Source organism: Alloyangia pacifica, from assembly GCF_003111685.1.
Lineage (GTDB): Bacteria > Pseudomonadota > Alphaproteobacteria > Rhodobacterales > Rhodobacteraceae > Salipiger > Salipiger pacificus_A.
Genome location: NZ_CP022190.1, coordinates 1,065,853 through 1,091,856, shown reverse-complemented (window position 1 = coordinate 1,091,856; position 26,004 = coordinate 1,065,853). Strand labels below are relative to the sequence as shown.

The following is a 26,004-nucleotide window of genomic DNA, read 5'->3' as shown; positions in this document are numbered from 1 at the left end:
CTTGTGCGGCGGGCCTTTCTGGCTCCCCTGTCCCGGGGCGGTCTTCGGCTGCTCCCTCTCGCGGGAGTCGCCGGTCGCCCCCTCCCTCGGGGGCCATGGAGGGCCTCCGCGCGCGGCGCGGACGCCAGCTCTTGCGCGGCCTACTGCTTCACCGCCCCGGCGGTGAGGCCGGCGACGAGGTAGCGTTGCAGCGCGAAGATCAGGATCATCGCCGGGGCGATGCCGACGAAGCTCGCGGCCATAAGCTCGTTCCAGATCACCTCCTGGCGACCGAAGTAGGCATAAAGGCCGATGGGCAGCGGCATGAACTCCGTCTTGGAGTTGAAGGTCAGCGCGAAGATGAACTGCTGAGCGTAGGCACCGATAAAGGTGGTGATGGCGACAACGGTGATGCCCGGCATCGCCAGCGGCAGGATCACCCGGCGCAGGATGTAGAAATGGCTGGCACCATCGACATAGGCGGCCTCGTCCAGCTCGCGCGGGATGCGGCGCATGTAGGTCGAGAGCAGCCAGATCGCCGTCGGGATTAGGAAGGCCACGCCGGGCACGATCATCGCCCAGTAGGTGTTGAGCATGCCGTAGGCGCGCATCAACCGGAACAGCGGGATGAGCAGCACCGCGCCCGAGAACATGTTCACCGCCAGAAAGGCGCCGAGCAGCGTGCCCGAGCCGCGAAAGCTGATCCGGGCAAAGGCATAAGACGCGGGCACCACCAGCAGCAGCACCACCACGGTGATCACAGTCGAGATGAAGAAGGAGTTGAAGATGTAGCGGCCGAACTCGGGCACGCTCTCCCACATGGTGAAGTAGGCCTTGAATGAGCCGTTCTCTGGCAGGAACTTGTAGGGCGTCGAGAAAAGCAGGCCCAGCGGCTTCAGCGAGACCAGGAAGCCCTCGATGAAGGGCGCCAGCACGAAGAAGAGGAACATGAAGATGCCGCAGTACATCAGGACCACTTCCCACCAGCGGTAGCGGTCGATCATGGCGTTTTTCTTCATCATGTGGTCATCCTCCTCGACAGCTTGGTGACGGCGCGGAAGTAGAGCAGGGCAAAGGCCGACAGGAACAGGCAGATCACCACCGCTCTCGCCGCACCCTCGCCGAACTTCTTGGAGCCGAGCGCGGTCGAATAGGTGTCGATGATCATCGTGGTGGTCGAGCCCGAGGGGCCGCCCTGGGTCAGGATCCAGATCGGATCGAACGAGTTGAAGGTCGAGATTAGCGAGATCATCGACATGGTGATCGCCGCCGGGAAGATCATCGGCAGGGTGATCCTGCGCATCCGGTAGAGACGGCTCGCGCCATCGGTCCAGGCGGCCTCGTGCAGGTCCTGTGGCACCGATTGCACGGCGGCGAGCATGTACATGGTCACCATCGGCACACCGATCCACACGTCGGTGATGATCGTCGCCCAGAACGCAGTGTGGCCGTAGGCGAGGAAGGCGACCGGCCCGTCGACCAGCCCAAAGCGCTGCAGCAGGCCCGAGATCATGCCGAACTGGCCGTTGTACATCCAGCCCCACATGAAGATGCCGATGGCCATCGGCACGATCCAGGGCGGCATGGTCAGGATGCGGAAGAGCGCGCGGCCGGGCAGCGCGGCATTGAGCAGCATCGCCCCGCCGGTGCCGATGATCATCTTGATCGAGACCGAAAGGAAGGTCCAAAGGAAGGTCCGGCCGATGATCGTGGCGAACTCGGCGTCGAAGATCTTCGCATAGTTCTCCCAGCCAATGTAATTCGTGGTGCGGCGCAGCGAGGCGTCGGTGAACGACAGGTTCACGGTCTGCAGCAGCGGGTAGACGACAATGGCGGACACATAGGCCAGAGCGGGGACCAGCAAGATCCAGGCAAAGATGACGGCGGACTTCTGTGCGCTCATCAGGCCGGAACCTTGGCGGTGAGGGCCTCGTCGTAGAGATCCCAGGTGCGCGACATCTCGATGACCGTGCGCTTGGCGCGGGCCTCGTCCATTGCCATGGCGAGCAGCCCCGCTTCGAGCGCGTCGAGCACCGAGACGGGCTGTGTCGCACCGGTCAGCACCGAGGCGATGACGCCCTTGGCCATCTCTTCGTCCGCGCCGTAGTGCTGCGAGAGGTCGCTGGCCTGGTAGGTCTTGCGCTCGAGTGGCTGGCGGGTGTGGCTGTCGGTGACATTGAGAAATCCACGGACGAAGTCGCCTTCGGCCATGCCGCGGGTGCCAATCACCGCGAAACGGCGAAAATCGTCGGGCACGTTGAGGTTGGTGTGGAAGTTCAGCGCGGCGCCGTTCTCGTATTCGACGATGGCCACCTGGTAGTCGATGATCTCGGCGTCGCTGTCGAAGACCTTGTCGGTGCCGTTCCAGCCCGAAGGCTTCTGGCTGTAGACCCCGAGATCGTTGATGCCCCGGGCGCGCGGATCGTTCGCGGGCACGAAGGTGCGGCGGCCGCCGAAACTGCTCACCCGCTCGGGGCGTGCGCCGATGACTCCATTATAGAGGTCGATGTCGTGGCAGCATTTCTCGAGCATGAACCCGCCGGCCCAGCGGTCGTAGCGCCGCCAGTCGCGCATGAAGAAGGCGCCGTGGTAGGGGGGGATGTGCTCGCTGGCTTCGATGGACACCACATCGCCGAGCTCGCCGCGCGCCTGCGCCGCGCGCAGGTCGGTGTAGAGAGGGGCGTAGCGCAGCACGAGGCCGACCAGCAGGTTCCCGACGCCGTATGTCGCGAGCAGCCGCGCCATCTCGAAGCTGTCGTCCTTGGTGGTGACGACGGGCTTTTCGGAAAACACCTTCACGCCTGCCTCGAAACCGGCGCGGATGTGCTCGAGGTGCATGCAGTTGGGCGAACCCACCATCAGCAGGTCGAGGTCTTCGGCCTTGAGCAGCTCCTGCACTGTCGCGTACTGGGTGCCTGCGGAGATGCCCTTCTGCTCCAGCAGACCCATGCCCGCAGGGGCGGGATCGACGTAGCCAGCGATCTCGAAATCAGGATGCATTTGCGTGAAGACCTGGCTCAGGTAGCCTAGACGGTACCCAAGCCCGACGATGCCGACTTTCATTCTCGATCCCTGTTCTTTTCCCGGGCGAGGGTGCCTTCCGCAACGGTGGGTGACGCGGGGCTGTCGCACGGATTACGTAATTTATTTTCGTAGACTGTGGGTCAGTTTCGTGACAGTCAATATAAAAATGCGAAAGACAGCGACTATGGTGAAATTCATTTTCAGTTCCTGCCTCAGATGCGGGCGAGCGGCTCAGGCCGCGCTCCCTCTGTGCGGCCCTGCGGAGCCCCGGAGCGCATGAGGACAGGGATTTCCCCGGTCGCGCTCCGGGTTTTCGACGGTTGGAACTGGCATGAGACCGCCGCGGTGAGCTTTGCGGACGGGAAAGTGACCGGGGTGATTCCCGGCAAGGCGGCAGAGGTCGAGCTGATCGTGCCGGGTCTCGTCGACCTGCAGGTCAACGGCGGCGGCGGGGTGCAGTTCAACGACACCACGAGCGCCGCAGGGCTGGCGGCGATCTGCGCCGCGCACCGGGCACTCGGGACTACCTCGATCCTCGCCACGCTGATCACCGACACGGCAGAGAAGACCTCGCAGGCGCTCGCGGCCTGTGCTGCGGCGCATGCCGCGGGGCAGCTGGGGCTCGCGGGTCTTCATCTCGAGGGGCCGCACCTCGATCCGCGCCGCAAGGGCACCCACGCAGAGGACTTGGTGCGCCCGATGGAGGAGGCCGATCTGCAGCGCATCCTCGCGGCAAAGGGCAGCTGCGGTCATCTGCTGGTGACGCTGGCGCCCGAGGCGGCGACGGTCGAGCAGGTCGCGCGGCTGGTCGCCGGGGGCGTGCAAGTCTCGCTCGGGCACAGCGACTGCAGTGCCGAGACCGCCGCGCGCTATTTCGCCGCCGGGGCGAGCATGGCGACGCATCTTTTCAACGCGATGAGCCAGATGGGCCACCGCGCTCCGGGTCTGGTCGGCGCGGCACTGGACGCGGGCGCGGTGAGTTGCGGGCTGATCGCCGACGGGCATCATGTCAGCGACGTGGCCATGCGGGTCGCGCTGCGCGGGAAGCGCGGGCCGGGGCATGTGTTCCTCGTCTCGGACGCCATGGCCGCGACGGGCTCGGACCTGACCGAGATCACCCTCAACGGCCGCACCATCTACCGCGCGGGCGGGCGCCTGACGCTGGCCGACGGTACGCTGGCAGGGGCGGACATCTCGATGCTGGAGGCGCTGCGCTACTGCGTCGCGGCACTGGAGCTGCCGCTCGAAGAGGCGCTGCGCATGGCGACGCTCTATCCCGCACAGGCCGCAGGATTGTCCGACGTCGGGCGTCTTGCCGAGGGCGGTCGCGCAGATTTCCTCGTTCTTGATCGAGACCTTGCGTTGCAGGACGTCTGGATCGGCGGCAGCCCGTGGGACGATGAGGTGGCAGCATGATCGTCTGTTTCGATATCGGCGGCACATCGGTGAAAAGCGCCGTGGCGACCAGCATCCATGACGTGCGCGCGCTCTCGCGCCGTCCGACGCCGGGGGATGACTTCGATGCCTTCGTGGCCACCCTCAGCGAGGCCATCTCCGAGGCGGCGGGAAGGGCCGAGCGGGTGGCCATCTCGATCGCGGGCGTGGTCGATCCGAAGACCGGCCGGGCCACCGTCGCGAATATCCCCTGCCTGACCGGACGCCGCCTGGCGCCCGAGCTCACGGCGCTGCTCGGGATCGAGGTGCTCGTGGCCAATGACGCCGATTGCTTCGCGCTTGCCGAGGCTGCCGTGGGGGCCGGGAGCGGGCATGACGTGGTCTTCGGGGCGATCATCGGCACCGGCGTCGGCGGCGGGCTCGTCGCCGGGGGGCGGCTGATCGGCGCGGGCAGCGGCTACGCGGGCGAATGGGGGCACGGACCAGTGGCCAAACGCCTGCTCGACTGCCTCGACACGCCGCTGCCATCCTACCAGTGCGGCTGCGGCCTGAACGGCTGCCTCGATGCCACCTGCTCGGCGCGCGGCATCGAGCGGCTGCACCGCGACATTGCCGGGACGGAACTGCCCTCGACCGAGATCCTCGCGCGCTGGCACGCGGGGGATGCGGGCGCATCGAGGACCGTGGCTGCCTGGCTCGAGCTGCTCTCTGGCCCCTTGGCCATGGTGGTCAACATGACAGGCGCCACCGTGGTCGCCGCGGGTGGAGGGCTGGCGAACGATGCCGCGCTGATCGCGGCGCTCGACGAGGCCACTCGGCCGCTGACGCTGGCGAAACCCTCCGAGCCGCTGGTGGTGCAGGCGCAATGCCGCACCGAACCCGGCCTCGTGGGCGCCGCCATCCTCGCCCTGCGCGCGCCGTCGCGCGACGCGGCCTGAGCGGATGACCCGGCGCGCGGCGACAGGACTTCACAAAAGCGGACCCGCGCCTGTCCGCCACAATGCAAGGAGGGTCGCCGCGTGAGGGTGTTTACCGCGTCTCTGGCCACCGAAACGAATACCTTTTCGCCGCTGCCGACCGATCGCGCGGCCTTCGAGGCGGCCTTCTACGCCGCGCCGGGGGAGCACCCCGAGACCCCGACGCTCTGCTCTTCGCCGGTGCCGATCCTGCGTCGGCGCGGCCGCGACGAAGGCTTTACGGTGATCGAGGGAAGTTCGACCTGGGCGGAACCTGCGGGACTCATCAAGCGGGAAACCTTCGAGGAACTGCGCGACGAGATCCTCGACCAACTGCGCGCGGCCATGCCGGTGGACGGCGTGGTGTTCGGACTGCATGGCGCGATGGTGGCGCAGGGCTATGACGACTGCGAGGGCGATTTCCTCGAGCGTGTCCGCGCCATCGTCGGCCCCGAGGTGCTGGTGGCTGCCGAGTTTGACCCGCACAGCCATCTCACGCGGAGGCGCGTGGCGCAGCTCGACCTGGCGGCGACCTTCCTCGAGTTCCCCCATACCGATTTTCATGAGCGCGGTACGCATGTGGTGGACCTTGCCCTGCGGGCCCTGCGCGGAGAAGTGCGCCCGGTGATCTCGACCTTCGACTGCAAGATGATCGGCCTCTATCCGACAAGCCAGGAGCCCATGCGCGGCTTCGTCGACCGGATGAAGCTGCTTGAGGGGCAGGGCAAGATCCTGTCGTGCTCGATCATCCACGGTTTCATGGCGGGCGACGTGCCCGAGATGGGCACGAAGATCATGGTGGTCACAGACAATGCGCCGGAGGAGGGCGCGGCGTTGGCCCGAAAGCTGGGAGAGGAGCTCTACGCATTGCGCGGCAAGACCGCGATGCCGATCCTGGACTACGAGGAGGGCATCGATCTCGCGCTCGCGGTGCGCGAAGCCGATCCATCGATGCCGGTCACCATCGCCGACACCTGGGACAATCCGGGCGGCGGCTGCGCGGGGGATGGCACCTACGTGCTGCTCTCGCTGATGGCGCGCGCCGTCGACAGGGTCGCCGTGGGGGCGATCTGGGATCCGGTGGCGGTGGGCTTCTGCCATGCAGCGGGCCTCGGGGCGACGCTGCGCCTGCGCTTTGGCGGCAAGGCCGGGGCGGAAGCTGGCCCGCCCATCGATGCCGAGATCGAGGTCATCCACCTCGCGCAGGAGGGTCACCAGAGCTTCCGTGCCAGCCGCGTGACGCTGGGCCGCTCGGCCACCGTCCGCATCCTCGGCACCGAGATCGACATCGTGCTGATTTCCAGCCGGACGCAGACCTACGAGCCGACGCTCTTTTCCAACCAAGGGGTGGATTTCACAGGAAAGGAAATCCTGCTGGTCAAATCCACCAACCATTTTCATGCCGGGTTCGATCCGGTGTCCTCGCGGATCATTCACGTGGACAGCCCGTCATCCTATCCGACGAAACCGGCGCTGACTGCCTATCAGAAGGCGGGCAGCGATTTCTGGCCCAAGGTGGCGGACCCACTGGGGCTCGATGCCGTGACTGCCGAAGACGAGGAAGCCTGAGATGTTGCTGAGCGGAAAACGTGTTGTTCTGACTGGGGCGGGGGGCGGCATCGGCACCGCCATGACGGCCGCGCTGAAGGAGGCGGGCGCGCATGTGGTCGCCTGCGACCGCGCCGGAAGCGGCCTGCAGGCCGATGAGGTCGTCGAGTTCGACATCACCGACACGGACGAGACCGAGGCGGCGGCGGCGAAGATTGCGCAATCGCCGGTGGACGTTCTGATTTCCAACGCCGGGGGCACCCGCGTCGATCTGCTGGACAACACCGACACGGCGGTGATCCAGCACGATCTGCACCTCAACTTCACCGGCGCGGCGGTGTTCAGCCGCGCGCTGCTGCCGGCGTTGCGGGGGCGGCCCGAGGGGGCGGCGGCGGTCTTCGTGGCCTCGGTCAACGGGATTTGCCACTTCGGCAGCCCGGCCTATTCCGCGGCCAAGGCCGGGATCATCGCCTGGGCCAAGGCGCTTGCGACCGAGGAGGGCAAGCATGGACTGCGCGCCAACGTCGTGGCGCCGGGGTCGGTGCACACGCCCGCCTGGGACGAGCGCAAGGCCCGCCAGCCTGACATCTTCGCGAAGGTCACCGCGCTCTACCCACTGGGCCGGCTGGTCAGCCCCGAGGAGGTGGCCAAGGCCGCGATTTTCCTCGCCTCGCCGATGGCGAGCGGCATCACCGGCGCGGTCCTGCCGGTTGATGCCGGGCTGACTGCGGGCAACCTGCCGTTCATCGACATCATCACCGCCTGATCGACAGCGCGGCCTCGATCGCAGAAACACTCTTCTGCGCCGCATTCCGCTGGGGCAGAAGCGTGCCTGGGGCTTTGCCCCCCTGCGCGGCTGTGGCATTCTGGGCCTCTCCGTCTTCCTCCCGCAGCGGGACACCTCATGGTCCGAGACTATTCAGCTTTCCTTCCCGGCAAGGGCGACGCCCCGCAGCCGGCCCGCCCTGCGCTCTCGGCGCTCGAGGCGCTTGGCTGGAGGAATTTCTTCGCCCAGCAGATCGACGCCGAGGCCCTGATCGAGACGCCGCCCGTCCGAGTGCTCTCGGTGCATCGCGGCGGGCTTCACGTGGCCGGAGACGGAATCGACACACTGATCCCCGCGGGACCCGACTCGACGGTGGGCGACTGGCTGCTGCTCGACCGCGCGCTGCCGAAGTCGAGCCGGGTGCTGGAACGCGCCTCGCTGATCAAGCGGCGCGCCGCCGGACACGACCGGCAGGTCCAGCTCATCGCCGCAAATATCGACACGCTGTTCATCGTCACCTCCTGCAACCAGGATTTCAACGTCGCGCGGCTCGAGCGTTACCTCGCGCTGGCCTTCGATGCAGAGATCGAGCCGGTGATCGTGCTGACCAAGACCGACCTCGTGGACGACCCGGCGCCCTATGTGGAGGAGGCACGAGGCCTGTCGGACCGCGTGCAGGTGGTGGGGCTCGACGCCCGCGGTGGCGCGCCCGCTCAAGCGTTGGCCGATTGGTGCACGCCGGGACGGACGGTGGCCTTCGTCGGCTCCTCGGGTGTGGGCAAGTCGACGCTGACCAATGCGCTCTCTGGCGCGCAGCACGTGGCCACGCAGGGCATCCGCGAGGACGACGCCAAGGGGCGCCACACCACCACCCACCGCGAGCTGCACCCGGTGCCGGGCGGCTGCCTGCTGCTGGACACGCCGGGAATGCGCGAGCTGCAGCTGACCGATGTCGCCGCAGGGATCGCCGAGGTTTTCGAGGATATCGAGGAACTGGCGGCGGGCTGCCGGTTTCGCAACTGCGGGCATGAGACCGAGCCGGGCTGCGCGGTGCGCGCGGCGATCGACGACGGCCAGCTCGACGCGCCGCGTCTTGCCCGCTGGCGCAAGCTGAAGGCAGAAGACGAGTTCAACTCGGCCAGCCTGCAGCAGCGGCGCGTGAAGGACCGGGCCTTTGGGAAGATGGTCCGCGGGGTGATCAAGGACAAGTCACGCCAAAAACGCTGAGCGCCGGGCGTGGCGGCGCGATGTCCCTGCGGAGGCGCTGCGCTGGGGTGGCCCCTATTCGTCGCCGACGAAGAACGACGGGCGGATGACACGCAGGGTGATCGCCCCGACCCCGGTCAGAACCATGGCCAGTACAAAAAGCCAGCCGAGGAAGGGAATGAGCCCGATGATGCCCGCGGCCAGCGCGCCGAGACCCGCCGAGAGGGCACGTGCGCCAATGCTGAGCGGCTCGCTTCGGCCAAAGGCGAGGAAGAGCCCCACGCCGAAGGCATAGGCAGCGACCAGGTAGCCCGCGAAGCCCCCCACAAGGGCCAGCAGGATCATCGCCGGGGTGAGCAGCAGGCCGATGAGCGTCAGGGCGAAGAGCACCCCCGCGCCGATCACCGCCGATTGGGTCAGGAAACCGAGCCAGAGCGTGTGGAAAGGCCGGTCGAGGATCTGCCGCCGCATTTCGGCGAGCCGCTCGGGCACCAGCACGGCGATCAATGCACCGAGCGCGGCGATCCCCACCACGCCCAGCAGGAAACCGATGATCGCCCGCCGCCAGCTCGGCGGCGTCGGCCCCTCCCAGGCCTCGATCTCGCGGCGCTCGATGCGGGCGTCCGGTGCCACCCGGTCGGGTACGTCGAGATCGCCTGGGGTCTCCTCGTAGACGATCAGCCGCCCGCGAATGCGCGCCGCCTCACCCCAGATCACCTGCTCGGCGGCAAGGCTCACATCACCGGCGACCTCCGCGTCGAAGCCGACCTTCTCGCCGGCCACCATGGCATAGCCGGCGACCGGGCCGGTGAGCTGCAGGTCCGACCCGGCAATGCGCAGGTCGCCCCCGATCGAGGACACCGAAAGCGCCCGTCCGAAAAGGGTCGCGTCGCCACCGACGGGGCCTTGCTGCGTGACCTCGTCGCCCGCCGCGTAGAGATCGCCGCCAACAGCGCCTTCGACCCGGACCTCGCGCCCCGCAAGATGCGCGGAGCCGGTGATGTCGCCGGTCACGGTAACGATCTCTCCGGCCAGGAAAAGGTCGTCCGACCCCGCGCCATCGACCTCGACCGAGCGCCCGGCGCGGAAGACATCTGCGCCGATCGCGAAATGCGCCATCTCGCCCTCGGCCAGGGCGGGCAGGGCCAGCAGGCAGGCGGCCAGGCACAGAATTACTTTCTGCATGGGTTCCTCTCTTCGCACCGAATGGAGCTACCCTAGGGTCAATCTGGCGGCGGCGTCTTGCTTTAGATCAACCCGGCGGTCGGAAGTCATGCGGCGGGGCGACTTTGACGCCTCGCGCTCACGCATTAGGTTGACTGGAAATCATGGTCCGGCCTTTGCGGCGGGCACGCGTGCGCCGCGCTTTTCTGGCGCGCCCCTCCCGCCATCTCGGGAGCCACCGGGTTTCTTGGCCGGACCGATGCCAAAAAGGGAGCAAGGGCTTATGCAGCACTCGCAGCGACGCACACTCCAGACTGAGCACGATAAGGACCGGCCCCATGCGCCTTCGCGGTTCGGCCCGATCCTCGGCGAGCTGGACGTCCATCTCATCGCGGAGGGTCGTCACGGGCGCCTCTGGGACGCGCTCGGCGCCCATGTGATCACGCATGAGGATGTCCGGGGCACGCAGTTCGCCGTCTGGGCGCCGAATGCGCAGCGGGTCTCGGTCGTCGGCCCGTTCAACGACTGGCAGGGCGGGGCGGACGCCCTGCAGCAGCGCGGCGCGGGCCTTTGGGAGCTGTTCCTGCCGGGGCTGGGCGAGGGCACGCTCTACAAGTACGAGATCGTCGACGCCGCCGGAAACACCCTGCCGCTCAAGGCCGACCCAATGGGATTCGGCAGTCAGCACCGGCCCGAGAACGCCAGCGTGGTGCGCGACATCACCGGCTACGGCTGGCACGACGCCGACTGGATGGCGGCGCGCGCGGCCCGCAATGCGCCGGACGCGCCAGTGTCGATCTACGAGGTCCACCTTGGCTCGTGGAAGCGGGATCACACGCAGAACGGCCGCCCGATTTCCTACAGGGAGGCGGCAACGCAGCTGGTCGACTACGTGGCGGACATGGGCTTTACACATATCGAGCTGCTGCCCATTGCCGAGTATCCCTTCGACGGCTCGTGGGGGTATCAGCCTACGGGCCTCTATGCACCTACCGTACGTCACGGCCCGCCACATGAGTTTCGCGACCTCGTGGATGCCGCGCACCGCAAGGGGCTCGGGGTGCTGCTTGATTGGGTGCCGGCGCATTTTCCATCAGATGCGCATGGGCTCGGGCAGTTCGACGGCACCGCGCTTTATGAGTACGCCGATCCGCGCGAGGGGTTTCACCGCGACTGGAACACGTTGATCTACGATTTCGGCAAGCCGCAGGTGGTCAATTTCCTTGCCGCCAACGCCCGCTACTGGCTCGAGGAGTACCACGCCGACGGTCTGCGCGTGGATGCGGTGGCTTCGATGCTCTACCGCGACTACTCGCGCAATGACGGCGCATGGGTGGCGAACAAGGACGGCGGGCGCGAGAACTACGAGGCGATCGACCTGCTGCGCCGGATGAACGCCGAAGCCCAGGAGGCGATGCCCGGCATCATGACCGTCGCCGAGGAGAGCACCGCCTTTCCCGGCGTCTCGCGCCCCGTCGAGCAGGGCGGGCTTGGCTTCGGCTTCAAGTGGAACATGGGCTGGATGCACGACACGCTCAGCTATGTCGCGATGGACCCGATTTACCGGCAGCATCACCATCACCAGATGACCTTCGGTCTGACCTATGCCTTTTCGGAGAACTTCATCCTCGCGATCAGCCACGACGAGGTGGTGCATGGCAAGGGTTCGCTCTTGGGCAAGATGCCGGGCAGCGACTGGGAGAAATTCGCCAACCTGCGCGCCTATTACGGGTTCATGTGGGGTCACCCGGGCAAGAAGCTGCTGTTCATGGGGCAGGAGTTCGCCCAGCCCACCGAATGGGACTTCGAGGGCGAGCTGCCGTGGGACCTGCTCAAGCAGCCGGACCACATGGGCATGCGCTCTCTGGTTCGCGATCTCAACCGGCTCTACCGCGAGCTGCCTGCGCTTCACCGGCGCGACTGCGAGGCGCAGGGTTTCGAGTGGATCCTCGCCGATGCCGCGGCCGAGAATGTCTTCGCCTGGGTCCGCAAGGGGGCCGAAGGTGATGATCCCGTGGTCATCGTGTGCAATTTCTCCCCTGTGACCCGCGGTGACTTCGAACTGGGCTTGCCCCACGCGGGCGTCTGGCGCGAAATTCTGAATACCGACGCCGAGATTTACGGCGGCTCGGGAGCCGGAAACATGGGGCAGGTCGAAGCGGGCGCGCCGGGCGCGCAGGGCCGGCCTGCCGCGACGCGCATGACCCTGCCGCCCCTGTCGACCATCATGCTCACCCCGGCGCGCTGAGCGCGGGCCGCACGCAAGGGCCGAGGCGCCCGCAGATCACACAGGAGACCCGGACGTGTACGACCGCATCGAAAGCCTGTCCCACGACGCAGACGCAACTCTCGAGCTTTCGCGATGGTGCGAGCGCATTCTGACCACCGCAGAAGACCGGTTCTCGGCCGGGCGCACGATCGCGCGCAGGCTCGGCGCGCAGGTCGAGGGTGACCGGGTCGTCTTTGGCTTCTGGGCGCCAGAGTTGCAGGACTGGAGCGTCTCGGACGGCGACATCTTCGTCGAGATTCTACGCCCCGAGGGAGCGCTCGACCTCACGCTGTCGCATAGCGAGACGAGCTTCGACCGGATGCTACTGCCGGTCGAGAGGTGCGAGGCCTTCGTGTTTTCCATTGCCACGGGGGTCAAGGCGGGCAACCGCGCCGAGACCGGCGACTTCTACGCGCTTGTCTGGCGAGATGCCGAAGGCAAGATGACCCGCATCCTCGACCCGCTTGCCATGTCGGTGCCCTTTGGCGCGCTGGCCCCCGCCGAGGTTTACGACGTCGCCGCGATGCAGAAGGACCGCCCCGACAAGGGGTATTTCGAGGCGCTGAAGCGTGACGGCCCGCATAAGTTCGGCGCTCCGACTTCGATCCTGCAGCTGCATATCCCCACCGCCACCGCAGGCGGCACCATCGCGAGCCTCACCCGGCAAATCCACCGCATCGGGGAACGGGTGGCCAACGGTCTGCCGCTGGAGCCGGCGGACGAGCTTTTCATCGGCTATGACGCGGTGCAGCCGCTGCCGCTCGAGCCGACCACCGTCTACGAGGCGGGGCCGGATTTCTGGACCGAGAGCCTGAGCGAGGAGGGGCGCGTCGAGGCCACGCTGATGCGGCCCAACACCACCAACTGGGGCTATGACATCGTCATCGCCGGCATGGCGACGGTAAATCCGGTGCTGCTGGAAAGCGCCCGGCCCGACGAGCTGGTCGATTTTGCCGCCGCGCTGCACAATTTTCCCGGTACACCCAAGAAGCTGATCCTCGACGTGGTTTTCGGTCATTCCGACAACCAGGGGCTCAATGCGCTGTCGAGCCACTACTTTGCCGGGCCCAACATGTACGGGCAGAACCTCGACTACCTGAACCCCTATGTGCGGGCGATCCTGCTCGAGTTGCAGCGTCGCAAGGTGAACTTCGGCGCCGACGGGGTGCGGGTCGACGGCGCACAGGACTTCAAGTGGTGGGACTGGGCGGCGCAGACCCTGCGCCACGACGATGACTACCTGCGCGAAATGTCGGGCCTTGTGCAGGAAGTGGCGGGCACCGAGTACCTGCCCTGGTTCGTTTTCGAGGACGGCCGCCCCTGGCCCGACGAAGACTGGGAGCTGAGCTCGACCTACCGCGCCGTGATCGAGGAGCAGACCCACGACCCCGACGTGTTCCAGTGGGGGCCGCTGACTTTTGCCCACAACACGCCGTTCATCTACACCTTCTGGTTGTCGAAGTACTGGCGGATCAAGGAGATCCTCGCGCACGGGGCGAATTGGATCTCGGGGACGGCGAACCACGACACGTTGCGCCGGGGCACTCAGGTGAACCCCAAGCTGAACATCAACACCCGGCTCGGCGACACCAAGATGGAGATTCTCGACAAGGCCTATGACAACCCGGCGGTGTCGATCCTCACCTACGCGGTCTTCCCAGGCGTGCCGATGGATTTCCTCAACGCCACGGCGCGGGCAAGCTGGGGCTTCATCCGGAACCAGGACGATAAATACGGGGTCAAGGTGGTGGCTGAAGAGGCGATCAGCCTCAAGTGGCAGGTCGACACCTACAGCTACTCGATCCCCGGCAATTTCCGCCGGCTCAAGGAGATGGGGTTCGAGACCCGCGAGGACCTGGCGCGCTTCTTCGAGTTCCTGCCGGCGCTGGTCGAGGTCACCGACTACGACCTCAACACCATCGCCGCCCTGCTGAGCGCGGTCGAGCCGCCGCTGGCCGGGCCGGAGCGCTACACCGTCGGCGCGCTCAAGCGGATCGCCTGCGCCTGGATGGATGACATGCACGAGTACTGCAATGTCTCGCACTACCTGTCGTGGCTCGATCCGACCCAGACCGGCTTCATGCGGCGGCTGCGCGATTTCCGGCAGCAGAACCCCTGGCTGCGCGGCAACTTCGGCCCCGACGACAGCTTCCGTTATCTCGAGCCGATCGAGGGCCGCACGGTTTTTGCCGCCCTGCGCCACGGGCCCGATGGGCGGCGGGTGTTTTCCGTTTGCCACATGGAGGGTCGCGAGACCGAGGAGATCGACCCGCTCGACCTGCTGCCCGAGGGGGCGCGCGGCGGCGACTGGCGGCTGATCCTGCGCAGCCCCGGCATCGGCGAGGACTACCTTGGCGGGCCAATCACCCTGCGCGATTCCATGGGGCTGGTCTTCGAGGCGGGGTGAGCGCGCTCGGGTCACGGGAAAAGGGGCCGTAACGGGGTGCGGCCCCTTTCGTGCGTCTGCGTGGACGCAGTGTTTACCGGTCGGACAAGGCTCGGATGATGCCCCGCTTTTCCACTTCGGGTCGGCTCGAATGCACGACCGCCAAAGCGTCCCCGATGTGCTGGCCGGACATGCGGGACAGCTCTTCATCGGTGAGATATCTGCCCACGAGATCGAGTTGCGTGCGCGAGTAGGTACGCGGCGCGGACCCGCTGGTGGCGATATAGGCGACCCGTGACGCCTTCTGCGCGTTGGTCTCGCGGCTTGTCGACATGCTGAAAGCGGTCAGGATCTCGGATTCGCTCAGCAGCGACAGCACGGAGTCGGGCACATATTGCGACAGCTGGTCGACAAGGCTCTGTTGCGCCGTGGCCGGGGATGTCGTGGCCAGGGCGAGAGAGAGGGAGGAAATGGCGAGAAAGAACTTCATGGCTATTCCTTTCAGGATTCAGAAATCGTCTCTGACAAGGAATTCACGCGACAAGGTCCGGAAATTGCGGGCCCTGGGACAATTGAAAACGAGGCGGGAGAGGCGAAAGAGCCGCCGGAGGTGCTCCGGCTTTTTCACTTGGGAGGTGGGGAAAACCGAAGGTGTCCCAGAGCTTAACCTTACCATAATTCCGCTGTGGATAACATGAGTCTTCGGCGAGCTTCACGAAAATGAGATCGCGTCCGTTCTCCGGGCACCGCTGCAGAGTGCATTTTTACCGGGGGAGCCAAGCGGGTCAGACGCCCAGCCAGCGCCGCCCCGCCATGCGCCCGACCAGCCCGCAGAGAACGATGGCCAGCCCATACCACAACAGGAAGAACGCCGCGCTGTCTTCGTCGCAATGCACGGCGTAGACCGCCGCCGCCGCGCCACCCGAGAATAGCCCTGCGAGCAGGCCGCTGCGCGCCGGGCGGGTCTCGACCCGGTGCCGCAGGCCACGGAAGAGCGCAAGGGCAATAGGAAGGGCGAGCGCCGGGATCGACAGCAGGCAGGCCCAGAGCGTCTGGCCCAGAATGTCGCCGCCGCCGAGCACCGAGAGCCCCCAGCCGGCGGCGCTGACCCCTGCCAGCAGCCAAAGCGGCCAGAGCGGCGCCTGCGCCTCGGGATCGCTCCGGCGCAGCAGCGGCCAGGCCGCCAGTGCCACGAGGATCGGCAGGCTCTGCTTGACCAGCAGCGGTGCCATCATCAGCATGCCCGGCCAGCCCGGGCGCATGCCCCAGAACACCAGCAACAGCGCCAGCGACACCGCAAGGCCAAAGGCAACGCGCCACAGCAGGTGCGGGCGCTTGGCGGGCACGTCATCGGCGGCGAGCGCAGCGATCAGCTCATCGGTGTCCATTCTTCCTCCTTCCTGGCAGCATCGGCCAGACGTCTCAGCGCCCGGTGCAGGGCGACGCGCAGGGCGCCCGGGCTGAGATCGAAATCCTTCGAAAGCGTCTCGGGGTCGGCGCCGCCGATCGCATGTTCCCGCACCAGCGCGGCATCCCGTGGCGAGAGCCGCGACAGTGCCTGCTCGAGGTGCAGCCCCGCAAGCGGGTCGACCGCCGGAGCATCGAGCCCGGGGTGATCCTCGACCGGGTCATGCGGCGCGCTCGGGGTCTTGCGCAGGGCGTCGATTGCCTTGTGCTTCACGATCACCCGCACCCATGGCAGCAGCGGCCGGTCCCGGTCCCAACTGCCCCGCTTGAGATGGATCGAAAGCAGCGCCTCCTGCACCACGTCCTCGGCCAGATGCCAGTGCTGCGCGGGCAGGTCATACGTGGCCATGACACGCAAGCGTGGTACCAAGCGCTGCAGGCAACCCGCATAGGCCCGCCGGTCGCCGTCCAGCGCCTTGCGCATCAGCGCCTCTATCTCGTCATCGCGTCCGGTCATCTGGGATCGCCCATGGGGTCGGCTCAAGTCCACCTCTAGGGGAGGTACCTGCGCATACGGGCGCGCGGGGCCACCCGTTACAACAGCGCGCGAATATTTCATCTCTATCACACAAGCGCGAGCCGCGTAACAAAGAGGCCTCCCGGTTCGAATACCCCGGTGCAGACGCGATGATCTGCCTGTCACACTGGAGAGACGGACATGACCCTTCACAGCAAACACCTCGCCCTCGCCGGAGCCGTTGCCGCCGGTCTTGCGCAATTCGCCGGGGCCGCCCAAGCCCAGGAGCAGGAGAAATGCTTCGGCGTCGCCATGGCGGGCCAGAATGGCTGCGCCGCTGGCCCTGGAACCACCTGCGCCGGCACTGCCTCGGTCGATTACCAGGGCAATTCCTGGACGCTGGTGCCCGCCGGCACCTGCGCCGAGATCGAGCTTCCGGCCATGGCCGACGGCACCCCGCGCATGGGCTCGCTCGAGCCGCTGATGCGCGATCTGCCCAAGGGCTGAGGCCCGCGGCTGACCCCGCGCGCGGCGGCCTGCCGGTTGCCGCGCGCGCCCCATCCCGCCCAAGCCCAGGGAGGCATCCCATGCAGAGCAGCACGCTCCCGAACACCGCGGGCGTCGGCTTCAAGTCGGCACATTTTGCCGAGCTCGCCGACCCCGGCGCCGTCAGCTGGCTGGAAGTCCACGCCGAGACCTACATGGTCGAGGGGGGGCCGCGTCTGGCCATGCTCGACGATCTGCGCGCGCGGTTTCCCGTCTCCGTGCATGGCGTCGGCTTGTCGATTGGTGGCGAGGGGCCGCTCGATCCTGCGCATCTGGCGCGCCTGAGGCGGCTCATCGACCATGTGCGCCCGGCGCAATTTTCCGAGCACCTCGCCTGGTCTACCCACGAGGGCAGTTATTTCAGCGACCTGCTGCCGCTGCCCTACACGGCGGCCACGCTCGAGCGCGTCGCCGCCCATGTCGACGAGGTGCAGCAGCGGCTTGGCCTGCGCATGCTCTTGGAGAACCCGTCGAGCTATCTGGTCTTTGAGGAGAGCACGCTCTCGGAGACCGCTTTCCTTGCCGAGATCGCCCGCCGCACCGGCTGCGGGCTGCTGCTTGACATCAACAACGTCTTCATCTCTGCCAGCAATCTCGGCACCTCGGCGCAGGGCTACCTTGCCGACTACCCGGTCGAGCTGGTCGGGGAAATCCACCTTGCGGGCTACGCCGAAGAGGACGACGGGCAGGGCGGCCCGCTGCTCATCGACACCCATGGCGCGCCGGTGGCCGACCCGGTCTGGGCGCTCTACGCCGAGGTCATCGCCCGCACAGGTCCGCGCCCGACCCTGATCGAGTGGGACAACGACGTGCCCGATTTCCGCACCCTCGAAGCCGAGGCCGCGCGCGCCGCACGGGTAATGGCGCGGCGGAGGTCGGCATGAGCGGGCAGGGCGTGTTCGCGGGGGCGCTGCTCGCCCTCGAGGCACCGCGCCCCGAGGTGCTGCGCGATCCGACGGGCTCCGCCGCCACGCGCCGCTTCGACGTTTACCGCAATAACGTCGCTGTCGCCCTGACCGAGGCGCTGGCCGCCGCCTTCCCGGTGGTGCAGCGGCTGGTGGGAGAGACCTATTTCGCTGCCATGGCTCAAGATTTCGCTCGTGAGCACCCGCCGCGCAGCCCGGTCATGGCGCTTTACGGTGCCGAGTTGCCGGACTGGACTCAGCGCTTTCCGCCGCTTACCGCGCTGCCCTATCTGCCAGAAGTTGCCCGGATCGAGCAGGCCCGGCGCGAAGCCAGCCTGTCTGCCGATGCCGTCCCCCTGGATCCCCGCGTTCTGGCCGAGCTCTTGCCGGACGCGCTGGCCGCGAGCGCCCCACGCCTGCATCCCGCCGCACGGATTCTGCGGACGCGCCACCCGGCGCTCGCCATCTGGGGGCGCAACGCGGAGCGTCCGGATCTGGCGCAGAGCCCGCCGGGCGAGGTTCTGGTCACCCGTCCGAGGCTCGCGGTGCGGACCTGCGCCGCCCCGGCCGGCACCGCCGCGACGCTGGAGGCGCTGGCCCGGCGCCTGCCTCTGGGTGCCGCTCTGCCCGCGGGGGCAGACCATTCCGCGATCTTTGCCTGCCTCTTCAACGCGGGCGCCCTCATCTCCGAAGGAGACCCCGAGCCATGACCGAACTTGCCCCTCCCGCCGCCGGGGTCGCGTCCCTGCTCGCTCAGTTTGACCGTGCCGTGGGCACTGTGACGCGGAGCGCGCCCGCCGTGCTCGGCCTTACCGGCCGCGCCGTCTTCGCCGCCACGCTCGCCGGTTTCTTCTGGTCCTCTGCACTGACCAAGGTTGACGGGTTCGGCCTGTCGCTGAACGCCTACGCGCAGATCTATCCCCGCGCCATGGAGGCTGCTGGCTACGATGCCAGCCAGCTTGGATTTTTCGCACATCTGGTGGTCGCTGCGGGCACCGCCGCCGAATTCATGTTGCCGCTCTTTCTGATCCTCGGGCTCTTCACCCGGCTCGCGGCGCTTGGCATGATCGGCTTCCTGCTTGTGGTGAGCCTGACCGATATCTTCGGCCATGGGGTCGACGCCACGGCTATCGGTGCGCTCTTCGACCGCCAGCCTGATGCGCCGATCCTCGACCAGCGGGTGCTTTGGGGGTTCTTGATGCTGGTGCTGGTGTTCACCGGTGGCGGGGCGCTCTCGCTCGACCGCTGGCTGGGCCGCCGTCTGCCGCGCAGCTGAGCCGCCTCAGCCCTGTACGGCGGTCCAGCGCGCCTCAAGCCGTTCCAGCGCCGCGATGCGCTCCGAGGTCTTGGGGTGCGACAGCAGCCAGGCAGGCATTCCGCGCCCACCGCCACCGCTCAGCGCCTCGAGCTTGGCAAAGAGCGATTTCTGCGGCGCGACGCCGATCCCCGCCTTGTGCAGCAGCGCCGCGGCATAGGCATCGGCCTCGTACTCGTCGCCGCGCGACAGCCGCGCCGCCAGCAGCGAGGTCAGCGCGTTGGCGATCAGCGGCCCCAGCCCCGGCACCAGCCGCGCCAGCACCATGACCAGCACGGTGCGGATCGCGTTCTGGCCCGAGAAGTCGATCATCCGACGCCGCGAGTGCCCCAGCGCCACATGGCCCAGCTCATGGGCGATCACCGAGGAGAGTTCCTCGGCGCTGACTTCACCGGATTTGTAGCGGTCGTAGAAGCCGCGGGTGATGAAGATGCGCCCATCCGGCGCGGCCAGTCCGTTGACCGGCGCGATCTCATAGATGTTCACTCGGATGCGCGGCAGGTCCAATGCGGCCGCCATGCGGTCGGTCAGCGCCTTGAGCCTGGGATCGGCCAGCTCGGTCGAGCGCGAGTCCAGCTCCCGCGCGGTGCGCCAGGCCGAGAAGCGGTAGGCGATGAGGGCATAGGCGATGGCAAGAAGGATCGGGGTGAGCTTGAGCATGGGCGGAATATGGGGCCGCGCGCAGAGCCTGCCAAGGCCCCGCGCGCCACCGGGGCACCGCTGCGGCAAAAGAACTGCCCCGGCCTTCTTCTCTTTTCAATCACGCAAAGAAGAACGCCCGCCCCAGAGGGGACGGGCGTCACATTCAGATCGAGGTCGGGATCACGCCTCGGCCGAGCCTTCGCCCGCGTCCCCCTCGGCGCCATCCGCGCTTTCCTCGTCGTCCTGATCGGCGATCCAGGCGACCGAGACCACGGTCTCGCCTTCGCGGGTGTTGAACACTTTCACCCCGCCGGCGCTGCGCGAGCGGAAGGAGATGCCCTCGACCGGCACACGGATCGACTGGCCCGTGGAGGTGGCCAGCATGATCTGATCACCCATCTCGACCGGGAAGGACGCCACGATCTCGCCGCCGCGCATGGATTTCTCCCAGGCGGTGACCCCCATGCCGCCGCGTCCGCGGATCGGGTAGTCGTGGCTCGACGAGAGCTTGCCGAGGCCGCGCGCCGTCACCGTCAGGATCAGGTTCTCGACCGCCGACATCTCGGCGTAGCGCTCGGCCGGCAGCAGGCTGTCGGCGTTGCCCTCTTCCTCATCCGAGGCTTCGGCGTCATCGGCGATCCCGGCCATGGCTCGGCGCATCTTGAGGTAGGAGGCGCGCTCGTCCGAATCCGCCTCGAAGTGTCGGATCACCGACATCGACACGACCTCGTCGCCGTTGCTCAGCTTGATGCCGCGCACGCCGGTGGAGTTGCGCGAGTTGAACACCCGCACGTCCGGCACCGGGAAGCGGATGGCGCGGCCAGAGTCGGTGACCAGCATCACATCGTCGTCTTCAGAGCAGATGCGGGCGTTGATCAGGCGGGTGTTCTCGTCCTCGCCCTCGAACTTCATCGCGATCTTGCCGTTGCGCATGACGTTGGTGAAATCCGACAGCCGGTTGCGGCGCACCGAGCCCTTGGAGGTGGCGAAGACGATCTGCAGATCGTCCCAGTCGCTCTCGTCCCGGTCCACGGGCATGATCGCTGCCACCGACACGCCCGCCGGGATCGGCAGGATGTTGACGATGGCCTTGCCCTTCGAGGTGCGGCCGCCCTGCGGCAGGCGCCAGCACTTGAGCTTGTAGGCCATGCCGTCGGTGGTGAAGAACAGCAGCTGCGTGTGAGTGTTGGCCACGAAAAGCTGGGTGACCACGTCGTCCTCTTTCAGGCCGCCGCCGGACAGCCCCTTGCCGCCGCGCTTCTGGGCGCGGAAATCGGCGAGCGGGGTGCGTTTGATCCAGCCGGATTGGGTGACCGTGACCACCATGTCCTCGCGCTCGATCAGATCCTCGTCGTCCATGTCGCCGGCCCAGTCGACGATCTCGGTGCGGCGCGGCACGGCGAACTGGTCCCGCACAGCGATCATCTCGTTCGAGATGATCTCGAGGATGCGCTCGCGCGAGCCCAGGATTTCGAGGTATTCCTTGATCTTGCCCGCGAGCTCTTCGAGCTCGTCGGTGACTTCCTTCACGCCGAGCTGGGTCAGGCGCTGCAGGCGCAGCTCGAGGATGGCGCGGGCCTGCGTTTCCGACAGGTTGTAGGTCCCGTCGTCATTCATCTTGTGGGTCGGATCGTCGATCAGCCGGATGAAGGGCGCGATCTCCTCTGCCGGCCAGCGCCGGGTCATCAGCTTCTCGCGCGCCTCGGAAGCATCGGCCGAGCTGCGGATCGTCGCCACCACCTCATCGACATTGGCCACCGCCACGGCAAGGCCGCAGAGCACGTGGCTGCGCTCGCGCGCCTTGTTGAGCAGGAAGGCGGTGCGACGCGCGATCACGTCCTCGCGGAAGTCGAGGAAGGCGGTCAGGAAGGTGCGCAGGGTCAGCTGCTCGGGCTTGCCGCCGTTGAGCGCCAGCATGTTGCAACCGAAGCTGACCTGCATCGGGGTGAAGCGGTAGAGCTGGTTCATCACCACCTCGGCGGTGGCATCGCGCTTGAGCTCGATCACCACGCGCACGCCCGAGCGGTCGCTCTCGTCCTGTACGTGGGCAATGCCCTCGATCTTCTTCTCGCGCACGCATTCGGCGATGCGCTCGATCATCGTCGCCTTGTTTACCTGGTAGGGAATCTCGTCGATGACGATGGCGAAGCGGTCGCGGCGCAGCTCCTCGATCCGGGTCTTGGCGCGGATGATGACCGAGCCGCGGCCCTCGAGATAAGCCTTGCGTGCCCCGGAGCGGCCGAGGATCACGCCGCCCGTCGGGAAGTCGGGGGCGGGGATGTAGTCGATCAGCTGCTCGGACGAGAGGTCGGGGTTCTCAATCAGCGCCAGCGTCGCGTCGATCACCTCGCCGAGGTTGTGCGGCGGGATGCGGGTCGCCATGCCGACGGCGATGCCCTCGGCGCCGTTGACCAGCACGTTGGGATAGCGCGCCGGCAGCACCACGGGCTCGTTGCGCTCGTTGGCGTAGTTGGGCACGAAGTCGACCGTGCCCTTCTCGATGTCCTCGAGCAGCGCCTCGGCGGTGCGGTCGAGACGCGCCTCGGTGTAACGGTAGGCGGCGGGCGGATCGCCATCCATCGAGCCGAAGTTGCCCTGCCCGTCGATCAGCGGCAGCGACATCGAGAAGTCCTGCGCCATGCGCACCAGCGCGTCATAGACCGCCGAGTCGCCATGCGGGTGATAGCGGCCCATGACGTCACCGACGGCGGTGGCGCACTTGCGGTAGTTCTTGGACTTGGTCTGTCCGTTCTCCCACAGCGTGTAGAGAATGCGTCGATGCACAGGTTTTAGGCCGTCGCGCAGATCGGGAATCGCGCGGCTGACGATGACACTCATGGCGTAGTCGAGGTAGCTCGACTTCATCTCGTCGATGATCGAGATCACCGGGCCACCATGACCGCTCCGCTCGGGGCGCGGAGTTTCTTCTTCGTTTTCGGGGGTTTCCGGCGTGTCGGTCACGTTGCTCGCCTGTCCGTGCTGTCTCTATATGTAGTTGGGACTACCTATATCAGAGGCTAGGTGTGGGGCGCAATGCCGGCGGGTTGCTTATTCTGGCAGCCAACTCGCCACCTGGCTAACATGCTGTTTTATTTGAAAACTAACCGCGCATTGGGCACGCTTGTTACACGGATGTCATGCGAGGTAAAGCGATGGACGAGATTCCCACAGAACTCATGCTCAAGGGCTACGGGCTGACCACGGCGGAACTCTTTTACCGGATGCCCGACTACCAGAACGTGCTGAACACCTTCGTCTGGCAGGAGTACGACCTGGCGCCCGACCATCCGCGGCTGTTTCGGTTCATCGAGTTCTGGCAGGAGGAGATCGAAGGCCCGCTGCACTCGGTGCGCTTTACGCATAGAAAGATGATCTCGGCGGGGGAATGGCGGCAGGTGGTGGGGGAGTTCCGCTACCACTGACGCCTCGCGGACGGTGCCGCCGGTGCGCGTGCATTTGCAAAGAGAAGAAGCCGAAGGGCCTCGAGAGGCCGCCGTCTTCTCGGCAGAAACATTCTAAGGGGAGGCAGGGGGGCGGCGCCCCCCTGCGGCGGATTAGGGAATGATCCGCGTGTATTTCACGCCTTCCAGAGTCGCGCCCATGTGCAGGCCCGACTTGCCGAAGATCACCGCGATGATCGGCGCGAGCGAAGTGGTGGTCTCGGCCGCCAGCGTCTCGCCGCCCTCGGGGATCGCGTATTCGATGTTGGCGCCCGCGGCCCAGCCCGGCGAGCGGCGGAAGTTGGAGAGCGCGTCTTGGGTCATGAAGAACAGCACATGCGCGTATTGCTGCGCGCCGATCTGCAGTCCGCCCGAGCCCTTGACCACCGAATAGTAGTCCACCGTGGCGTTGTTCACCTTCAGCGCCCCGCGTCCATAGGCGCCGCCGAGGCCGAGTCCGGCCTCCGTGATCAGCGGCATGACCAACATGCCGGCGGATTTCGCCGCGAGATCGCGGGTGCCCGGATATTGCGCGTACATCTGGTTCACAGTGGCGTTCACCCGCGCGTCGATGGTCTGCGCGCCGCTGCCACCCACGCCGTTGCCACAGGCGGCCAGCGCGCCGGTCGCGCCAAGCGCGCCGAGAGTCAGGAGGAGTCCCCGTCGATTAAAGGTCATTCTGCTCAATCCTCGTTGATGTCCGGTCGTCTGGACCGGCCCAAGCCTCTTCTCCGGCTGTCCCGCCGGTTTTCCCTTCCTAGTATAGGCAGCCCGGCCCGGCCTGTCACTAGATCATGTGGGCCGTCACAAAGGCGCCCGCTAGCCGTTGAGGAGCCGCGCTGCGGCCGGGGCGAAATAGGTCAGCACCCCGTCGCAGCCGGCGCGCTTGAAGGCGGTGAGGCTTTCGAGCATGACCTTGTCGCGATCGAGCCAGCCGTTCTCGAAAGCCCCCGCCAGCATCGCGTATTCCCCGGACACCTGGTAGGCGAAGGTGGGCGCGCCGAACATCTCCTTGGCGCGGCGGCAGATGTCGAGATAGGGCATGCCGGGCTTGACCATGATCATGTCGGCGCCTTCTTGCAGGTCGCGTTCGATCAGCCGCATTGCCTCGTCGGAATTGCCGGGCTGCATCTGGTAGGTCTGCTTGTCGCCGCCCATCGCGCCCTTGAGCGCGCCCGCCGCGCCCACCGCATCGCGGAACGGGCCGTAGAAGCCCGAGGCGTATTTTGCCGCGTAGCTCAGCAACAGCACGTTGTGGAAGCCCTCGGCCTCCAGCGCCGTGCGGATCGCGCCGATGCGCCCGTCCATCATGTCCGACGGGCCGATGATGTCCGCCCCGGCGCGGGCCTGGCTCAGCGCCTGCTTGACCAGCGCGTCGACCGTGCGGTCGTTGACGATCTGGCCGTTCTCGATGAAGCCGTCATGGCCGGTGATGTTGTAGGGATCGAGCGCGACGTCGGTCATCACCGCGATCTCGGGCACCGCCTCCTTGATGGCGCGGGTGGCGCGATTGCTGAGGTTCTCGGGGTTCCAGGCCTCGGCACAATCCTCGGTTTTCAGCGAAGCGTCGGTATAGGGGAAAAGGCAGATCGCCGGGATGCCGAGCGCATGCGCCTCGCGCGCCGCCTCGACCACCTTGTCCACCGACAGCCGGTTCACCCCGGGCATCGAGGCGATGGGCTCGACGATCCCCTCGCCGTCGCGCACGAAGACCGGCCAGATGAAATCGCCCGGCGTCAGCAGCGTCTGCTGGGTCAGCGCCCGGATCGCGGGGGAGCTGCGCAGTCGGCGCAGGCGTGTGGCAGGAAAGGCGGAAATCACGGGTTTCATCGGGCGTGTCCTTCGTATCCCTTGTCAAGGTTACCCTTGGGTGGCATGGAAAGACGCGTGTCACAAGGGCTCCCGCCGGGGTGCCTGCCTTGCGCTCGGTGCGGGGCCGGATGGACCAAGCGCCGGGACGGGCGGCAAGTGAGAGGGGCCCAGCCGCCCCGAAGGAAAGAGTGGGGACGCCGTGGACTGGACCGGGCTCGTTTTCGAAACCATCGACATGCGGTCGTTTTCCAACCTCTGGTTTTGGATCGCGCTTGCGGTGTTCTGGTCGAGCAACAGCCACTGGGTGCTCGGCGTGCCCTTCGACATGGTCGGCCGCGCCCGCAGGCAGGGCGGACAGGCGGCGCAGGACCTCGAGGACATGGTGCGCATCCAGGTGAACCGGCGCCTCTTCATCGCCGAGCAGGCGGGGCTCTGGCTGGTCGCCATCGTCTCGGCGCTCTTGGCGATGCTGGCGAGCCTTGGCTTCTGGTACGACATCGAACTGGCGCAGGCGCTCTTTTTGCTGGGCTTTCCCATGGCGCTCGTCGGTGGCCTGAGCATCGCCGCCGCCGCGCGCATCCGGAGCCAGAATTTGACCGGCGAGGCGCTGTGCCACAAACTGGCGGTGCTGCGCTTCTGGGTGCAGGTGATCGGCATGATCGCGATCTTCGTCACCGCCATGTGGGGCATGTACCAGAACCTCGCGCACGGCGTTCTCGGTTGACGA

Annotated in this window: 24 protein-coding genes; 13 read left to right on the top strand and 11 right to left on the bottom strand. The window is 66.9% G+C overall.

Going from position 1 to position 26,004, the window contains the following annotated elements; all coding sequences use genetic code 11:
* Positions 1 to 140: 140 nt before the first annotated feature.
* Genes CEW88_RS18020 through CEW88_RS18010 form a run of 3 tightly spaced genes read right to left on the bottom strand, consistent with a single transcriptional unit; the run spans position 141 to position 3,042 of the window.
* Positions 141 to 1,001 (bottom strand): carbohydrate ABC transporter permease, encoded by an 861-nt coding sequence (locus tag CEW88_RS18020; RefSeq protein WP_217626455.1) that lies wholly within the window; start codon positions 999 to 1,001, stop codon positions 141 to 143.
* The gene (locus CEW88_RS18015; RefSeq protein WP_108969450.1) at positions 998 to 1,882 is read right to left on the bottom strand and encodes a carbohydrate ABC transporter permease; all 885 of its coding nucleotides are present in this window, start codon (positions 1,880 to 1,882) and stop codon (positions 998 to 1,000) included. Before CEW88_RS18015 ends, CEW88_RS18020 begins: the two co-directional genes overlap by 4 nt.
* A complete protein-coding gene (locus tag CEW88_RS18010) occupies positions 1,882 to 3,042 on the bottom strand; it encodes a Gfo/Idh/MocA family protein (protein WP_108969448.1) in 1,161 nt (386 codons plus the stop codon). The genes CEW88_RS18015 and CEW88_RS18010 overlap by 1 nt, the downstream gene beginning before the upstream one ends.
* A 237-nt stretch (positions 3,043 to 3,279) precedes the next feature.
* Between CEW88_RS18010 and nagA the strand changes: the two genes are divergently transcribed.
* The 5 genes from nagA to rsgA all read left to right on the top strand — a co-directional run bounded on the left by nagA (position 3,280) and on the right by rsgA (position 8,895).
* A complete protein-coding gene (gene nagA / locus CEW88_RS18005) occupies positions 3,280 to 4,419 on the top strand; it encodes an N-acetylglucosamine-6-phosphate deacetylase (RefSeq protein ID WP_108969447.1) in 1,140 nt (379 codons plus the stop codon).
* Positions 4,416 to 5,336 carry an ROK family protein gene (locus CEW88_RS18000; RefSeq protein WP_108969445.1) on the top strand — a complete coding sequence of 307 codons (921 nt, stop codon included), beginning with the start codon at positions 4,416 to 4,418 and terminating at the stop codon, positions 5,334 to 5,336. The genes nagA and CEW88_RS18000 overlap by 4 nt, the downstream gene beginning before the upstream one ends.
* 81 nt (positions 5,337 to 5,417) lie before the next feature.
* The gene (locus CEW88_RS17995) at positions 5,418 to 6,923 is read left to right on the top strand and encodes a M81 family metallopeptidase (RefSeq protein WP_108969444.1); all 1,506 of its coding nucleotides are present in this window, start codon (positions 5,418 to 5,420) and stop codon (positions 6,921 to 6,923) included.
* A gap of 1 nt (position 6,924) precedes the next feature.
* Complete coding sequence (locus CEW88_RS17990) at positions 6,925 to 7,668, top strand: SDR family oxidoreductase (protein WP_108969442.1); 744 nt, start codon at positions 6,925 to 6,927, stop codon at positions 7,666 to 7,668.
* A 138-nt stretch (positions 7,669 to 7,806) separates the two neighbouring features.
* On the top strand, positions 7,807 to 8,895 hold the full coding sequence (gene rsgA / locus CEW88_RS17985; protein WP_108969440.1) for a ribosome small subunit-dependent GTPase A: 1,089 nt from the start codon (positions 7,807 to 7,809) through the stop codon (positions 8,893 to 8,895).
* 54 nt (positions 8,896 to 8,949) lie between these two features.
* Here rsgA and CEW88_RS17980 read toward each other — a convergent pair whose 3' ends face one another.
* Positions 8,950 to 10,059, bottom strand: a complete 1,110-nt coding sequence (locus CEW88_RS17980) for a hypothetical protein (protein WP_108969438.1) — start codon at positions 10,057 to 10,059, stop codon at positions 8,950 to 8,952.
* A gap of 88 nt (positions 10,060 to 10,147) precedes the next feature.
* On the opposite strand from CEW88_RS17980, the gene glgB reads away from it, so the two are divergent.
* Both glgB and gghA read left to right on the top strand, forming a co-directional pair.
* Positions 10,148 to 12,286 (top strand): 1,4-alpha-glucan branching protein GlgB, encoded by a 2,139-nt coding sequence (gene glgB / locus CEW88_RS17975; RefSeq protein ID WP_108969437.1) that lies wholly within the window; start codon positions 10,148 to 10,150, stop codon positions 12,284 to 12,286.
* A gap of 55 nt (positions 12,287 to 12,341) precedes the next feature.
* Positions 12,342 to 14,714 (top strand): glucosylglycerol hydrolase, encoded by a 2,373-nt coding sequence (gghA, locus tag CEW88_RS17970; RefSeq protein ID WP_254694478.1) that lies wholly within the window; start codon positions 12,342 to 12,344, stop codon positions 14,712 to 14,714.
* A gap of 73 nt (positions 14,715 to 14,787) precedes the next feature.
* Here gghA and CEW88_RS17965 read toward each other — a convergent pair whose 3' ends face one another.
* From CEW88_RS17965 to CEW88_RS17955, 3 genes are all read right to left on the bottom strand, one after another.
* Entirely contained in the window at positions 14,788 to 15,183 is a 396-nt protein-coding gene (locus CEW88_RS17965) for a hypothetical protein (RefSeq protein WP_108969435.1), read from the bottom strand.
* A 295-nt stretch (positions 15,184 to 15,478) separates the two neighbouring features.
* A complete protein-coding gene (locus CEW88_RS17960) occupies positions 15,479 to 16,081 on the bottom strand; it encodes an NrsF family protein (protein WP_108969433.1) in 603 nt (200 codons plus the stop codon).
* A complete protein-coding gene (locus CEW88_RS17955) occupies positions 16,063 to 16,617 on the bottom strand; it encodes a sigma factor (RefSeq protein WP_159099656.1) in 555 nt (184 codons plus the stop codon). The genes CEW88_RS17960 and CEW88_RS17955 overlap by 19 nt, the downstream gene beginning before the upstream one ends.
* A gap of 201 nt (positions 16,618 to 16,818) precedes the next feature.
* Here CEW88_RS17955 and CEW88_RS17950 point away from each other — a divergent pair, with 201 nt between their 5' ends.
* The 4 genes from CEW88_RS17950 (at position 16,819) to CEW88_RS17935 (ending at position 19,344) form a co-directional block, all read left to right on the top strand.
* Positions 16,819 to 17,124 carry a BufA1 family periplasmic bufferin-type metallophore gene (locus CEW88_RS17950; RefSeq protein ID WP_108969430.1) on the top strand — a complete coding sequence of 102 codons (306 nt, stop codon included), beginning with the start codon at positions 16,819 to 16,821 and terminating at the stop codon, positions 17,122 to 17,124.
* An 80-nt stretch (positions 17,125 to 17,204) separates the two neighbouring features.
* Positions 17,205 to 18,047: an MNIO family bufferin maturase gene (bufB, locus tag CEW88_RS17945; RefSeq protein ID WP_108969428.1), complete on the top strand. Its 843-nt coding sequence runs from the start codon at positions 17,205 to 17,207 to the stop codon at positions 18,045 to 18,047.
* Positions 18,044 to 18,778: an HvfC/BufC family peptide modification chaperone gene (locus CEW88_RS17940; protein WP_108969427.1), complete on the top strand. Its 735-nt coding sequence runs from the start codon at positions 18,044 to 18,046 to the stop codon at positions 18,776 to 18,778. Before bufB ends, CEW88_RS17940 begins: the two co-directional genes overlap by 4 nt.
* A complete protein-coding gene (locus CEW88_RS17935) occupies positions 18,775 to 19,344 on the top strand; it encodes a DoxX family protein (protein WP_108969425.1) in 570 nt (189 codons plus the stop codon). The genes CEW88_RS17940 and CEW88_RS17935 overlap by 4 nt, the downstream gene beginning before the upstream one ends.
* Positions 19,345 to 19,350: 6 nt before the next feature.
* Here the strand turns inward: CEW88_RS17935 and CEW88_RS17930 are convergent, their stop codons facing one another.
* Entirely contained in the window at positions 19,351 to 20,043 is a 693-nt protein-coding gene (locus CEW88_RS17930; RefSeq protein ID WP_108969423.1) for a M48 family metalloprotease, read from the bottom strand.
* A gap of 162 nt (positions 20,044 to 20,205) precedes the next feature.
* Positions 20,206 to 22,986: a DNA gyrase subunit A gene (gene gyrA, locus CEW88_RS17925; RefSeq protein ID WP_108969421.1), complete on the bottom strand. Its 2,781-nt coding sequence runs from the start codon at positions 22,984 to 22,986 to the stop codon at positions 20,206 to 20,208.
* Positions 22,987 to 23,177: 191 nt separating this feature from the next.
* Between gyrA and CEW88_RS17920 the strand changes: the two genes are divergently transcribed.
* A complete protein-coding gene (locus tag CEW88_RS17920) occupies positions 23,178 to 23,447 on the top strand; it encodes an usg protein (RefSeq protein ID WP_108969420.1) in 270 nt (89 codons plus the stop codon).
* A gap of 132 nt (positions 23,448 to 23,579) precedes the next feature.
* Here the strand turns inward: CEW88_RS17920 and CEW88_RS17915 are convergent, their stop codons facing one another.
* A complete protein-coding gene (locus CEW88_RS17915) occupies positions 23,580 to 24,143 on the bottom strand; it encodes a YSC84-related protein (RefSeq protein ID WP_108969418.1) in 564 nt (187 codons plus the stop codon).
* A gap of 141 nt (positions 24,144 to 24,284) precedes the next feature.
* Positions 24,285 to 25,295 (bottom strand): porphobilinogen synthase, encoded by a 1,011-nt coding sequence (gene hemB, locus CEW88_RS17910; RefSeq protein ID WP_108969417.1) that lies wholly within the window; start codon positions 25,293 to 25,295, stop codon positions 24,285 to 24,287.
* A 181-nt stretch (positions 25,296 to 25,476) separates the two neighbouring features.
* Here hemB and CEW88_RS17905 point away from each other — a divergent pair, with 181 nt between their 5' ends.
* Positions 25,477 to 26,001, top strand: a complete 525-nt coding sequence (locus tag CEW88_RS17905; protein ID WP_108969415.1) for a component of SufBCD complex — start codon at positions 25,477 to 25,479, stop codon at positions 25,999 to 26,001.
* Positions 26,002 to 26,004: the final 3 nt, after the last annotated feature.